Genomic DNA, 12,505 nt, shown 5'->3' with positions numbered 1-12,505 from the left:
CCAGGCACCGGGGCCGGATGCCGCGGCGGTCGGGCCCGAGACGATCCCCGACCTCGACGAGGGGATCGTGCGCATCCTGCTGACGGCCGAGGGTTTCGAGACCGTCGGCGACCTGGCGAAGGAGGACGGCGCCTACACCGGGACCGCCACGCGTGACGGCGAGGAGGTGGCGGTGCGCGTCGACGCCAAGACCGGCGAGGTCTCGACCGGAAGCGACTAGGCCTGCGCGTGCGCCGGACCGGGAACCCTCCGATCCGGGATGCCGGGGCCCGCGTGGACGGGGCCCTGGATCGGACGGGGATCACGGCCTTGCCCTCGCTTGACAGGGTCTCCGGCGCGTCGTCAGATCGGTCGGCCGATCGATGCAGTGACGTCCGGCCGACGGCGCTGGCCGCCGGCCACGTGAGGAGCGAAGAGCATGGGCGACACCCTCCTGGCGGGTGAGCCGGTCATCCGTCTCGGCGCCTTCCTCGGCGTGTTCGCCGCCATGGCCCTGTGGGAGGCCTTGGCGCCCCGCCGGACGCGCGGCCACGGCCGCGGCCTGCGCTGGCCCAACAACCTCGGCATCGTCGCCGTGGATACGGTGGTGCTGCGCGTCCTGTTCCCGACCGCGGCCGTCGGCATGGCGCTGCTGGCCGAGCGGCAGGGATGGGGCCTGATGAACGTGCTCGCCGTCCCGGCCTGGGCCGCCGTGCCCGTCTCGGTGCTGCTGCTCGACCTCGTCATCTATCTCCAGCACGTCTGCTTCCACGCCGTCCCGGCGCTGTGGCGGGTGCACCGCATGCACCACGCCGACCTCGACTTCGACGTCACCACCGGGCTGCGCTTCCATCCCATCGAGATCATGCTGTCCATGGGGATCAAGCTGGCCGCCGTGGCGGCGCTCGGGGCACCCGCGGTGGCGGTGCTGCTGTTCGAGGTGCTGCTGAACGCCACCGCGATGTTCAACCACGCCAATGTGCGGCTGCCAGGGCGGATCGACGCCGCGCTGCGCCGGCTCGTCGTGACCCCGGACATGCACCGGGTCCATCACTCCGCCGTGGCCGCCGAGACCAACAGCAACTACGGCTTCAACCTGCCCTGGTGGGACCGGCTGTTCGGGACGTACAGGGACCAGCCCGCGGCCGGGCATGACGGCATGACCATCGGCATCGAGCGGTTCCGGACGCCCGGCGACCTCCGGATCGACCGGATGCTCCTCCAGCCGTTTCGCGGCGAAGGCGACGGGGCCGGCACGGCTGCCGAGGTGGGGGTCGAGGCGGGGGCCGAGGCGGGGAAGACGCGCCGGTGATCCGCCGGCCGGTCAGGCGGGCGCCTGGGCCGAGGGCAGCTTCGCCCCGGACAGGTCGGCGCCGCGCAGCAGCGCCATGTTGACCCGCGCGCCCGTCAGGTCGGCCTGGCGCAGGATCGCGCCCCGGGCGCCGCGCACCCGCAGGTCGGCGTCCGTCAGCCGGGCGTATTGCAGGTTGGCCGGCCAGTCGCGCGCCTGCCCGCCGGCGACCGGCACGCTGTCGAGCACGGCGTCGCGCAGGTCGGCCCCGGCGAGGTTCGCGCGCCGCAGCGTGCAGCCCGACAGGTCCGCGCCGGCGAGGCGGGCGGAGGCGAGGTTGCAGTAGGACAGGTCGGAGAAGACGAGGTTGGCGCCCTCCAGCGTCGCGCCGCGCAGGTCGCAGCGCTGGATGCGCGCGCCCGACAGGTCCGTCTCGGCGAGCGGCGCGCCGGACAGGTCGACCATGTCCAGCTCGAGCCGGGCGCCCCGGCTGCCGCTGCTGGCGAGCCATTCCTGGTGCGCGGCCACCAGCTCGAACAGCCGCTCGCCGACGGGCTGGAGCCGCTGGTCGGGATCGCCGCCCATCTGGAGGATCTGCGCCACCACGCGCTCGTCCATGGACGCGCCGGACAGCAGGGCGCCCTGGAGCCGCGCGCCGCGCAGCGAGACGCCCGACAGGTCGGTCGAGACCAGGATCGCCCCGGACAGGTCGGCTCCCGACAGGTCGGCGTCGACCAGCTCCGCGCCGGTCAGGTCGCAGTCGCCGAGATTGCTGCCGACCAGGATCGCCCGGGTCAGGTTGGCGTCGACCAGCCCGGTGCGGCGCGACAGCGGCGCCGCGCCGTTCCGCGGCCGGTGCTTGGTCGCGACCGCGCCCAGCTCGCCCACGCGCAGATCGGCGCCGGCGAGGTTCGCCTCGGCCAGGGCGGCGCCGTTGAAGCTGGCGCCGCGCAGATCGGCTCCCAGCAGGTTCGCGCGGCGCAGGTCCGCACCTTCCAGGTCGGCCATCAGCAGGACGGATGCCGCGAGGTCGGCGTCGCGCAGGCCGGTGCGCGCGAGGTTGGCGCCGACCAGCTTGGCGTTGCGCAGGCACACGCCCGCGAGCGGCAGGCCGGAGAGGTCGTGGAAGCTGAGGTCGGCCTGCACGCCGCCGCGCGCGCCGGCCGCCCATTTGCGATGGCTCTGCAAGGTGCGGCGGATCCGGTCGACGTAGTCGGGCGCGTGGCCGACGACCGGGCCGCTCGGGGGGCCGCTCGGGGGGCCGCTTGAGGGGCCGTTCGGATGGCCGTTCCGGCTCGGCGGTTGCGGGGGCAATCGGGAACCTGCGGGGCGGTTGGTCTATCCGAAGGGGTAGCATGAAAGGCGCCTCGACCGCCAGTTCCGCCTCGAGGCAGGACCTCCGGGGCGGTCTCGGACTCCCGCCGCCCAGGCACCGGCTTGCGCCGGATGCCGGCCGGGCTAGGATGGGGATCGCCCGGGAATGACGGCGGCGGGGGTGGGGGAATGAAGGTGAAGAGGATCGTCGCCAACGTGGCGACGCAGGACGTCGGGGCGGCCGAGCGCTTCTATCGGGACGTGCTCGGGCTCGAGCTGCTGATGGACCACGGCTGGATCGCGACCTACGGCTCCAGCGAGCGGATGACGGTCCAGGTCGCCTTCGCGTCCCAAGGCGGCTCCGGCACGCCGGTGCCCGACCTGTCGATCGAGGTCGACGACCTCGACGCCGCGCTGGAGCGGATGCGCGCGGCGGGCTTCCTTCCGGAATACGGGCCGGCCGAGGAGCCCTGGGGCGTGCGCCGGTTCTTCGTGCGCGACCCGTTCGGCAGGCTCGTCAACATCCTCATCCATTCGTAGGGTTCCGGCCCGCCGGACAGGTCCGGCACCCGGCCGCGGGATGGCGGGAGGTTCAGTCGGGCCAGGCCAGCAACCTCGCGGTCTGCCGGGCACGCCGCCCGGCCAGGTCGGCGGCGGGCGGTTCGTTGCGGGCCCGGGCGCGTTCGCATTCCGCCAGCAGGCGTTCCGCGACGAGCGTTTCCTGGCCGGGATGAAGGTTGCAGGGATCGAGGTGGAAATAGCCGTGCTCGACCTCGTGGTCGCGGACGATCACCGGCGGGTCGCCGGCGGCGAGCGCGTCGGCCAGGTCCCAGGCGGTGATGCGCGCCTGCGCCGGGTCGATCGTCACGCGCAGCCGGGACAGCGGGTTGCCGGTGGGATCGGGGTCCACCGCCGTCGCCAGGCCCGGTACTCCGTCCAGGCGCTCCGTCCAGTGGCGCAGTATGCCGTCCTCGCGGGCGCGCATCGCCGCATGGTCGCGCTTTTCCCAGGTGCGCAGCGCCGCCATGGCGCCGATCACCCCCTCCTTGCCGACCTTCATGCCGCGGCCGATGCCGACGTTCTGGAGATAGGCCGCGCGCACGAGGTCCTTGCGGCCGGCGACGATCCCGGCGGTCGGCCCGCCCAGGAACTTGTGCGCGCTGTAGAGCGCCACGTCGGCGCCGCGCTCCACGAAGCCGCGGAGGTCGTATTCCGACGCCGCGTCGACGATCACCGGCACGCCGCGGGCCCTGCATTCCTTCACGAAGGCGTCGAACGGGATCTGGCCGTAGCCGACGACGTGATGGGAGACGACGTAGAGGGCCGCGGCCGTGCGCTCCGTGATGGCGCCGGCGAGCTGGTAGGCGTCGGCCAGGGTCGCGGTGCCGACCGGGACCACCCTGGCCCCGGCGAGGCGGACGGCCTGGTCGACCGGGGCCCCGTAATGGACCAGATGCCCGGCCTGGACGACGACTTCGGTCTTCTCCAGCCGGGCGGTGTCGGGCAGCCGTTCGATCGCGGCCAGGTCGGCCCCCGTCATGCAGCCGGCGACCGCGAGCGTGATGCCGGCCGAGGCGGAGGCCGTGACGAAGCCGGCTTCGCTGCCGCAGGCCCGTGCGATCTCGGCGCTCGCCTTGCGCTGGAGATCGCCGATCTCCACGAAATGCGGCAGCATCGCCGCCATCGCCCCGATCGCGTCGGGCACCGCGATCGAGGCGCCGAGGCTGGTCATGGTGCCGGACACGTTGATGACGGGCCGGAGGCCTTCGGCCGCTCGGGGATCGTTCCCGGGAGTTCTGGACATGGAAGGCTCCTCGCGCTTTCAGTCTTTCACGGCGACGATGGCTTCGATCTCGACCGTGATGTTGTTGGGCAGCGAGCCCACCCCGATGGCGGAGCGGGCATGGACGCCGGCGGCCCCGAAGACGTCGAGCAGCAGGTCCGAGCAGCCGTTGATGACCGTCGGGTGCCTCGTGAAGTCGGGCGCGGCGTTGACGAGGCCGAGCAGCTTGACGACGCAGTCCACGCGGTCCAGGTCGCCGAGCGCCTCGCGCATCACCGCCAGGAGGTTGAGGCCGGTCAGCCGGGCGTGGCGGTAGGCCTCATCGACCCCGACCTCGGTCCCGACCTTGCCGGTGTGGAGCCGGCCGTCCGCTTCGACGGGCCCCTGGCCGGACAGGAACAGCAGCTGCCCCGCGCGCCGGTGGCCGACGAAGTTGCCGACGGGTTCGGGCGCCGGCGGCAGGGTCACGCCGAGTGCCGCGAGCCGGGCCTCCGGACCCTGGGGCAGGGCCCGGGCGGGAACGGCACCCGGAGCGAACGTATCGAAACTCATCCGATGTCCTCGAGAATGCAGGCGCTGAAACGGCCGGGCGCCGTCTCGCGCAGGGGTGGGACCACGGCGGCGCAATCGGCGACCGCATAGGGGCAGCGCGTGCGGAACACGCAGCCCGACGGCGCGGCGATGGGGCTGGGGATGTCGCCGGCGAGCACGAGCCGCTTGCGGTCCGCGGTCGGGTCCGGGACCGGGGCGGCCGAGAGCAGGGCCCGGGTGTAGGGGTGGCGGGGATCGTTGCAGACCGCGTCCGTCGGGCCGATCTCCATGATCCTGCCCAGGTAGAGCACCACGATCTCGTCGCACAGGTACTCGACCACCGCCAGGTCATGGGCGATGAAGAGCATGGTGAGCCCCAGCTCCTGCTGGAGGTCCTGGAGAAGGTTGAGCACCTGGGCCTGCACCGACACGTCGAGCGCCGAGACCGCCTCGTCGGCGATGACGAAGCCGGGCTCGACCGCCAGCGCCCGCGCGATGCCGATCCGCTGGCGCTGGCCGCCCGAGAACTCGTGCGGGTAGCGGCGCATCTGTTCGGGGCCCAGCCCGACGCGCTCCAGCAGCCGCGCCGTGCGGTCGCGCCGCTCGGCGGCGGGCATCGGGGCCTGCGCGGTCAACGCCTCGCCGATGATCTCCTCGATGGTCATGCGGGGATTGAGGCTGGAGTAGGGGTCCTGGAAGATGATCTGCATGTGTCGGCGGAACCGGCGCAGGGCGCGGGCGTCGAGCCGCATCACGTCGGTGCCATCGTACACGACCCGGCCGCCGGTCGGCTCGATCAGTCGCAGGATCGCGCGGCTGACCGTCGTCTTGCCGGAACCGGACTCGCCGACCAGCCCGACGATCCGGCCGCGACCGACATTGAAGGACACGTCGTCCACGGCCTTCACCACGACGCCGTCGCGGGAATGGCCGAGAGGAAAGTGCTTCTTCAGCCCTTCGACGCGCAGCAGCGTGTCGGCGGTTCCGGTCATGCGCCGGTCTCCTTCCAGTGCAGGCAGCGGGTCCGGTGGCCGGGCGCCGTTTCCGCCAGTGCCGGGACCGCGGCTTCGCAATCCGGGTCCGCGCGTCCGCAACGCGGCGCGAAGGCGCAACCCGGAGGCAGCGCCAGCGGGCTCGGCATCGATCCTGGAATGGCCGACAGCCGGGGCCGGGCGGGGCGTCCGCCCGCCGCCTGCGCATCGGCGCGGTGGCGGCGCAGCCGCGGCACGCAGGAGAGCAGCCCCACGGTGTAGGGGTGGCTCGGCCGGGCGAAAAGCGAACGGACGTCGGCCTGCTCGACGACCCGGCCGGCATACATGACCGCCACGTCGTGGGCGATCTCCGCGACGACGCCGAGGTTGTGGGTGATGAACAGCATGCTCATGCCCATCTCGTGCTGAAGGCGGCGCATCAGGTCCAGGATCTGGGCCTGGATGGTGACGTCGAGCGCGGTGGTTGGCTCGTCGGCGATCAGCAGGCTGGGCCGGCAGGCGAGCGCCAGCGCGATCATCACCCGCTGGCGCATGCCCCCGGAAAGCCGGTGGGGATACTCGTCGACCCGCTGCTCGGCCGCCGGGATCTCGACCAGGCGCAGCATCTCGATCGCGGTGCGGCGTGCTTCGGAGCGGCTCTTGCCCTCGTGCAGCATCACCGCTTCGGCGATCTGGTCGCCGACCGTGAACACCGGGTTGAGGCTGGTCATCGGCTCCTGGAAGATCATCGCGATCTCCCGGCCGCGGATGCGCCGCATCTGCGCCGGCGGCAGGCGCGCGAGGTCCGCCACGTGGCCCGTCCGATCGCGATAGAGGATGCGGCCGTCCACGATGCGCCCCGCATGCTCGGGGATCAGCCGCATCACGGACAGGCTCGTCACCGACTTGCCCGAGCCGGACTCGCCGACCACCGCGAGCGTCCGGCCGCGCCGGACCTCGAGGTCGACGCCGTCCACCGACTTCACGGTGGCCCCGTCGCGCCGGAAATGGGTCTTCAGCCCCTCGATCCGCAGGACGACGTTCGGGTCCAGCGCCGGCTCAGCCATGATCGACGCCCGCGGGGCGGTGGTTGTCCGGTTCGCCGCCTGCGCGGCGGTGGCTGTCCGGTTCGCCGCCTGCGCGGCGGTGGTTGCTCGCCGCCTCGATCACCGTGTCGCCGAGGATCGCCAGGCGCGGCACGAGGCGCTGCGACAGCCGCAGGTCGCGGCGCATCGAATCGGGCAGGCTCAACTCCGCGTCGACCAGGTCGAACACCGTGAAGCGCGCGGGAGCCCCCGGCTCCAGCAGCGCCTCGTGCGGCTCGCCGACCGCGCGCAGGACGTTGCGGGTGGCGCCGGTCACCACCGCGTCGAGCGGCATGCCGAGCGCCAGCAGCTTCGACATCACCAGCGACAGGTCCCACACCGGGCCGTGCAGGTTGTGCTGATGCAGGTCCGTGCTGATCGTCGTCGGCAGCAGGCCGCGCCGGATGGCGTCGGCGCCAACCTCGTAGGAGAAGGACGCGACGCCGTGCCCGATGTCGAGGACGACGCCGCGCGCCTGGAGCTCGCGCGCCATGTCGAACAGGTCCGGGTCCTCGAGGATGTTGCCGCCGCGCTTGCCGTGGAAGCAGTGGGTGACGATGTCGCCGGGGCGCAGCAGTTCGAACACCTCCTCGACCAGGGGCGGCGCCTCGCCGACATGAACCATCAGCGGCAGCCCGGCCAGCTTCGCGACCTTGCTGGCGATCCTGGCCGGCGCGACGCCCCAGGCGCCGACGATCACGCCGCTCGCGCGGACCTTCACACCCCGGATGATGTCGCGGTTGGCCTCGATGCAGGCCAGCGTGCGGTCGATGTCGATGCTGCGCGCGTCGATCAACTCGCTGACGCGGTTGCACGCGACGAGGCCGATGGACCCGATGTTCAGGAAGGAGAGGACCCGCTCGCGCGCCGGTTCGGCCACGTATTCGCGAAAGCCCGCGAAGTTCGCCTCGCCGGCCGAGCCGGCATCGACCAGCGTCAGCACGCCGGTGGCCGCCCCGACCTCCCGGACGCGGACCGAGATGTCGGTGGCGCCCCAATAGACATGGGTGTGCAGGTCGGCCCAGCCCGGCGAGAGCCAGGAGCCGCCGAGATCAACGGCCGGCAGGCCCGGCGCGCCCGGGAGCCCCGGGCCGACCGCCGCGACGCGGCCGTCGGCGCCGATCAGCACGTCGATGCGCTGGCCGTCGGGAAGCCCGGGGCCGAACGCGATCGGCCGGGCGTTGCGCAGGAGCAGGGATGCCGCGGGGGAAGCGGAGCGTGCCGGAGCCATGATGTCAGACGTCCTTGCGAAGCTTGGGGTCGAGCGCGTCGCGCAACGCGTCGCCGATGATCTGGAGGGAGAAGACCGAGAGCACGATCGCGACGCCGGGGAACAGCATGATCCATTGCGCCTGCCGGGCGTATTGCTGGCCGCCGTTGATGATGGTGCCCCAGGTCGGGGTCGCCGGCGACACGCCGACGCCGAGGAAGGACAGGCCCGCCTCGGCCAGGATGGCGTAGGCGAAGATGAAGGTGGCCTGGACGATGATCGGCGAGGTCAGGTTGCGCAGCACGTGGTAGCGCAGGATGCGGTGGGTCGGGACGCCGAGCGCGCGGGCCGCCTCGACGAAGGGCAGCTCGCGGATCACCAGCGTCGAGGCGCGGACGACGCGCGCCACGCGCGGTATGTAGACGATGCCCAGCGCCACCACGACGTTGGCCAGGGACGGCCCCAGCACGGCCACCAGCGCGATCGCCAGCAGGATGTCGGGGAACGCCATCATGGCGTCGATCACCTTGGCGACGGTGCCGTCCAGGCGCGGGAAGAAGCCGGCCAGCATGCCGAGTGCCACGCCGCCGATGCAGGCGATCAGGACGGTCAGCCCGCCCGCCGCGAGCGAGACGCGGCCGCCGTGGACGACGCGCGCGAACAGGTCGCGGCCGAACTCGTCGGTGCCGAAGAGATGGTCCAGGCCCGGCGGCCGGAGGCGCTGGGAGATCCGCATCGCGTTGGGGTCGAAGCCCGCGACGAGGGGGGCCGCCAGCGCCGTCAGCACGATCATGCCCAGCATGACGACCGCCGCGAGCAGCAGCTTGCGCCGCCACAGCAGGCTCAGGAAGCCCGGCACGCGGGTGCGGGCGGCGCCGGGATCGGAGGCGGGATCGGAGGCGGGCAGGGAGAGGGTCATGGCTCAGTACCTCACGCGCGGGTCGACGACGGTGTAGAGCAGGTCGATGGCGAGGTTGATCAGCACGTAGATGCCGGCGATGGCGATCAGTGCTCCCTGGATGACGGGATAGTCGCGCCGCAGGACCGCCTGGACCACGAGGTTTCCGACGCCGGGCAGTCCGAACACCGTCTCGGTCACCACGGCGCCGCCCAGCAGGATGGCGATCGTCAGGCCGATCACGGTCAGCACCGGGATCAGCGCGTTGCGCAGCGCGTGCTTCATGACGACGCGCCATTCGCCCAGGCCCTTGGCGCGGCCGGTGCGGATGTACTCCTCCCCGAGCACGTCGAGCATGCTCGCCCGGGTGAAGCGCGTGATCAGGGCCGAGCTGATCAGCCCCAGGACGAGCGAGGGCAGCACGAGGTGATGGACCCGCTCCGCGAAGCCGGCACCGGGATCGCCGTAGCCCGCGACGGGGAACCAGCCGAGCCCGACGCTGAAGAACTGGATGAACAGCAGGCCGAGCCAGAAGCTGGGTATGCTGGCGCCCAGCATCGCGAGCGCCAGGGTGACCTGGTCGAGCGGGCGGCCGCGGTTGACGGCCGACACGATGCCGGCCGGCACGCCGATCAGCACCGCGATCAGCGTCGCCATCAAGGTCAGGACGAAGGTCGGCTCGGCACGTTCCGCCAGGGCCTGGAGCACGGGGCGGTCGAGAAAGATGGAGTGGCCGAAATCGCCCGTCGCGAGATCGCCCAGGAAGATCGCGTACTGGACGGGCAGCGGCCGGTCGAGGCCCAGCGCCGCGCGCAGGCCCGCGACGTCCTGCGGCGTCGCATCCGGACCCAGCATGATCGCGGCCGGGTCGCCCGGAACGACCCGGACGATGACGAAGGCCACGGTCGCCACGATGAACATGACGACCGCCATGCCTCCCAGCCGGCGCAGGATGTAACCCTTCATGATCAATTCCTCGGGAGCGCCCGCCGGCGCGGGCGGACCGGTGCCGACGGGCGCGATGCGGATGCCGGGGTCAGTCGCTCTCGATCCAGGTATTCCAGAAGAACGGCCACGGCGACGGCTGGAAGCCGGCGAGCCGGGTGCTCCGCGCGCCGAGCGCGTTGAAGTTGCCGACCTTGGCGATCGGGACCTGCTCGTAGACGAGTTCCTGGAAGTCGGCCCAGATCGCCGCCCGGGCGGCCGGGTCGCTCTGGGTATTGAGGGCGGCGACCAGCGCGTCCTTCTCCGGCGTCGCCCACCAGCCCGGGGCTTCGTTGTTCAGGAAGGAGTTCAATGCCGGTTCCGGCAGGAACGGGCTGTGGGTGAAGTAGATCTCCCAAAGTCCGGGCTCGCCCCGGCGCTGGGTCAGGGTGGCCCAGTCGCTGACCTGAAGGTCGACCTGGAAGCCGGCCTGCTTCATGTACTCGGCCGCGACGAGGGCCATCTTGTAGTGGAACTCGTACTGCATGCTGGTCAGGATGCGGATCGGCTTGCCGTCGTAGCCGGCGGCCTGGGCCATCTCCGCGGCCTTGGCGGGGTCGCCCTGGTCGTGGGCCGCCGTCCCCGCCTCGGTGTGCCAGATGAAGCCCTCGGGGTAGAGGCTGCCGTCGACGGCATAGAACTCGCCGCTGCCGAACGCCGCTTCGAGCATGTCCGAGAAGTTCAGGCTCGCGAGCACCGCACGGCGCAACGCCGGGTCGGTCAGCGCTCCTTCGCGGGTGTTGAAGAACATGACCGGCCAGCCGAACGGCTCGACCACCGCCGGTTCGACCCCGGGCTGGCCGTCGAGGGTGCCGTATGCTTCCACCGGCAGCGCGTCGGCATAGTGGTACTGGCCGCCGAGCGCGCCTTCGACGCGGGTATTGGCGTTGGGCACGGGGACGAAGCGGATCTCGTCCAGATGCGCGGTGCGGCGGCCGCCGTACAGGTCGGCCGCGTCCTCCCGGGCGGTGTAGTCCTCGAAGCGGGTCAGCAGGATGTATCGGTCGGGCTGGCGCTCCTGGAACCGGTAGGGCCCGGTCCCGACGGGGTCGCCGGCTTGCTCGGCAGTTCCGGCGGCGGCCTTGTCGGCGGGCATGACGATCGCGGCGCTGGTCGCCAGCGACAGCAGGCCCATCAGCGGCGCGTAGGGTTCCGACAGGACGATCCTGACGGTCAGCGGGTCGACAGCCGTGACTTCCGTGACATAGGCGGCAGCCTGCTTGCCGCGGACGGCGACGTCCATCCACCGCTTCAGGGAGGCGACGACGTCGTCCGCGTCCATGGTCGAGCCGTCGTGGAACTTCACGCCCTCGCGCAGGCCGATGACGTATTGCGTGCCGTCCTGCGAGATCGTGGGAGCCTCGGCCGCCAGCAGCGGGACGATCTTCCAGTCCTGGCCGAAGGTGTAGAGCGTCTCGTAGTAGTGCTGGGCGATCAGGCCGACGATGTCGGCCGTGCTGGCCGAGGGATCGAGCGTCGGCGGCTCGCCGATGGTGGCGACGTTGATGGCGCCTCCCTTGACCGGCTCGGCGGCGAGCGCACCGAACGCCGTACCCGCCGCGAGCACGCCCGCGAGCGTGGACCAAAGCAGCAATCGCATCGTGAGTCCTCCCTTTTCTTGGTTCGATCGGTGGAGTGGGACGAAGTTCAGCCGGCGGCCGGAGCGTCGGCGCGCCGCCAGCCCATGGCCTCCTCGATGTCGGTCGCGGCCGTCCTGACCTGCCCGGCGAGCTGCGACTCGCGTTCGGTCGCCCGGTGTTCCGGCACGACGACGCTGATCGTGGCGATGCAGTCGCCCGCCGCGTCGCGGATCGGCGAGGCGATGCAGGCGACCGCCGCGTCGGCCTCGCCGCGCTGGATGGACAGTCTTTCCGCCCACGCCCTGCGGCAGGCTTCCTCCAGCTGCGCCGGGTCGGTCTCGGCGCGGCCGGTCGGCGACGGCTGGGCCCGGGCCAGCAGGGCCGCGCGCTCGGCCGGGGTCATGTGGCCGATCAGCAGCCGGCCCGAGGCGGTCCAGTTCAGCGGGACCCGCGAGCCGACCTGCGAGGCGATGCGGAAATAGCCCGGGCCGGACTCCATCATCAGGACGACCATCTTGTCGTCATCGCGCCCGCAGATCTGGACCGTCTCGCCGGTCGCGCGGCTCAAGTCCTCGATCGCGCGCTGGAAGACGGCCGAGACGTTCTGGTCCTTGATGTAGGCGAGGCCGTAGAAGTGGAGCTTCGGCCCCAGGAAGACCGCGCCGCTGTCCGCGCGCTTCGACAAGATGCCCTTGGCCGCCAGCCCCTCGATGATCTCGTACACCGTGGAGGTGGGGGCGCCGATGCTCCTGGCGATGTCGTAGGCGGTGGCCGGCGTCCCGCGTTCCATCAGGTCGTCGAGGATCTGGAACGCCCGGTCGATACCGCTGACCCGGCTTCGCCGCTCGCGTCCCGCTTCGCCGTTCTCCCCGTCGCGCT

At 72.0% G+C, this 12,505-nt stretch carries 13 protein-coding genes; 3 read left to right on the top strand and 10 right to left on the bottom strand.

All coding sequences use genetic code 11. The features are described from left to right. Positions 1-220, top strand: a 220-nt coding sequence (locus VGO20_RS00915) for a hypothetical protein (RefSeq protein WP_327500396.1), incomplete at its 5' end; no start/stop codon positions are given. A 198-nt stretch (positions 221-418) separates the two neighbouring features. Further along, entirely contained in the window at positions 419-1,291 is an 873-nt protein-coding gene (locus tag VGO20_RS00910; protein WP_327500395.1) for a sterol desaturase family protein, read from the top strand. 12 nt (positions 1,292-1,303) lie between these two features. On the opposite strand, the gene VGO20_RS00905 is transcribed toward VGO20_RS00910, so the two are convergent. After that, positions 1,304-2,458, bottom strand: coding sequence for a pentapeptide repeat-containing protein (locus tag VGO20_RS00905; protein WP_327500394.1), 1,155 nt, complete (start codon positions 2,456-2,458; stop codon positions 1,304-1,306). A gap of 315 nt (positions 2,459-2,773) precedes the next feature. Here VGO20_RS00905 and VGO20_RS00900 point away from each other — a divergent pair, with 315 nt between their 5' ends. Then, complete coding sequence (locus tag VGO20_RS00900) at positions 2,774-3,124, top strand: VOC family protein (protein WP_327500393.1); 351 nt, start codon at positions 2,774-2,776, stop codon at positions 3,122-3,124. A gap of 52 nt (positions 3,125-3,176) precedes the next feature. Here VGO20_RS00900 and VGO20_RS00895 read toward each other — a convergent pair whose 3' ends face one another. From VGO20_RS00895 to VGO20_RS00855, 9 genes are all read right to left on the bottom strand, one after another. Further along, positions 3,177-4,388, bottom strand: coding sequence for an aminotransferase class V-fold PLP-dependent enzyme (locus VGO20_RS00895; protein ID WP_327500392.1), 1,212 nt, complete (start codon positions 4,386-4,388; stop codon positions 3,177-3,179). Between the two features lie 18 nt (positions 4,389-4,406). Further along, positions 4,407-4,919: a RidA family protein gene (locus VGO20_RS00890; protein ID WP_327500391.1), complete on the bottom strand. Its 513-nt coding sequence runs from the start codon at positions 4,917-4,919 to the stop codon at positions 4,407-4,409. Then, the gene (locus VGO20_RS00885) at positions 4,916-5,890 is read right to left on the bottom strand and encodes an ABC transporter ATP-binding protein (protein ID WP_327500390.1); all 975 of its coding nucleotides are present in this window, start codon (positions 5,888-5,890) and stop codon (positions 4,916-4,918) included. The genes VGO20_RS00890 and VGO20_RS00885 overlap by 4 nt, the downstream gene beginning before the upstream one ends. Next, positions 5,887-6,936 (bottom strand): ABC transporter ATP-binding protein, encoded by a 1,050-nt coding sequence (locus VGO20_RS00880; RefSeq protein WP_327500389.1) that lies wholly within the window; start codon positions 6,934-6,936, stop codon positions 5,887-5,889. The genes VGO20_RS00885 and VGO20_RS00880 overlap by 4 nt, the downstream gene beginning before the upstream one ends. Beyond that, positions 6,929-8,185 (bottom strand): amidohydrolase/deacetylase family metallohydrolase, encoded by a 1,257-nt coding sequence (locus VGO20_RS00875; protein WP_327500388.1) that lies wholly within the window; start codon positions 8,183-8,185, stop codon positions 6,929-6,931. Before VGO20_RS00875 ends, VGO20_RS00880 begins: the two co-directional genes overlap by 8 nt. Before the next feature lie 4 nt (positions 8,186-8,189). Then, positions 8,190-9,083, bottom strand: a complete 894-nt coding sequence (locus VGO20_RS00870) for an ABC transporter permease (RefSeq protein WP_327500387.1) — start codon at positions 9,081-9,083, stop codon at positions 8,190-8,192. A 3-nt stretch (positions 9,084-9,086) separates the two neighbouring features. Further along, the gene (locus VGO20_RS00865) at positions 9,087-10,028 is read right to left on the bottom strand and encodes an ABC transporter permease (protein ID WP_327500386.1); all 942 of its coding nucleotides are present in this window, start codon (positions 10,026-10,028) and stop codon (positions 9,087-9,089) included. A gap of 70 nt (positions 10,029-10,098) precedes the next feature. Beyond that, the gene (locus VGO20_RS00860; RefSeq protein ID WP_327500385.1) at positions 10,099-11,646 is read right to left on the bottom strand and encodes an ABC transporter substrate-binding protein; all 1,548 of its coding nucleotides are present in this window, start codon (positions 11,644-11,646) and stop codon (positions 10,099-10,101) included. Positions 11,647-11,693: 47 nt separating this feature from the next. Continuing rightward, positions 11,694-12,505 (bottom strand): IclR family transcriptional regulator (locus VGO20_RS00855; protein ID WP_327500384.1); only part of this gene is annotated, 812 nt, incomplete at its 5' end.

The organism is Arenibaculum sp. (assembly GCF_035998295.1).
Taxonomy (GTDB): Bacteria; Pseudomonadota; Alphaproteobacteria; order Azospirillales; family Azospirillaceae; genus DASYHS01.
The sequence above is the reverse complement of the archived record's forward strand: the minus strand, read 5'-3'. Positions and strand labels throughout refer to the sequence as shown.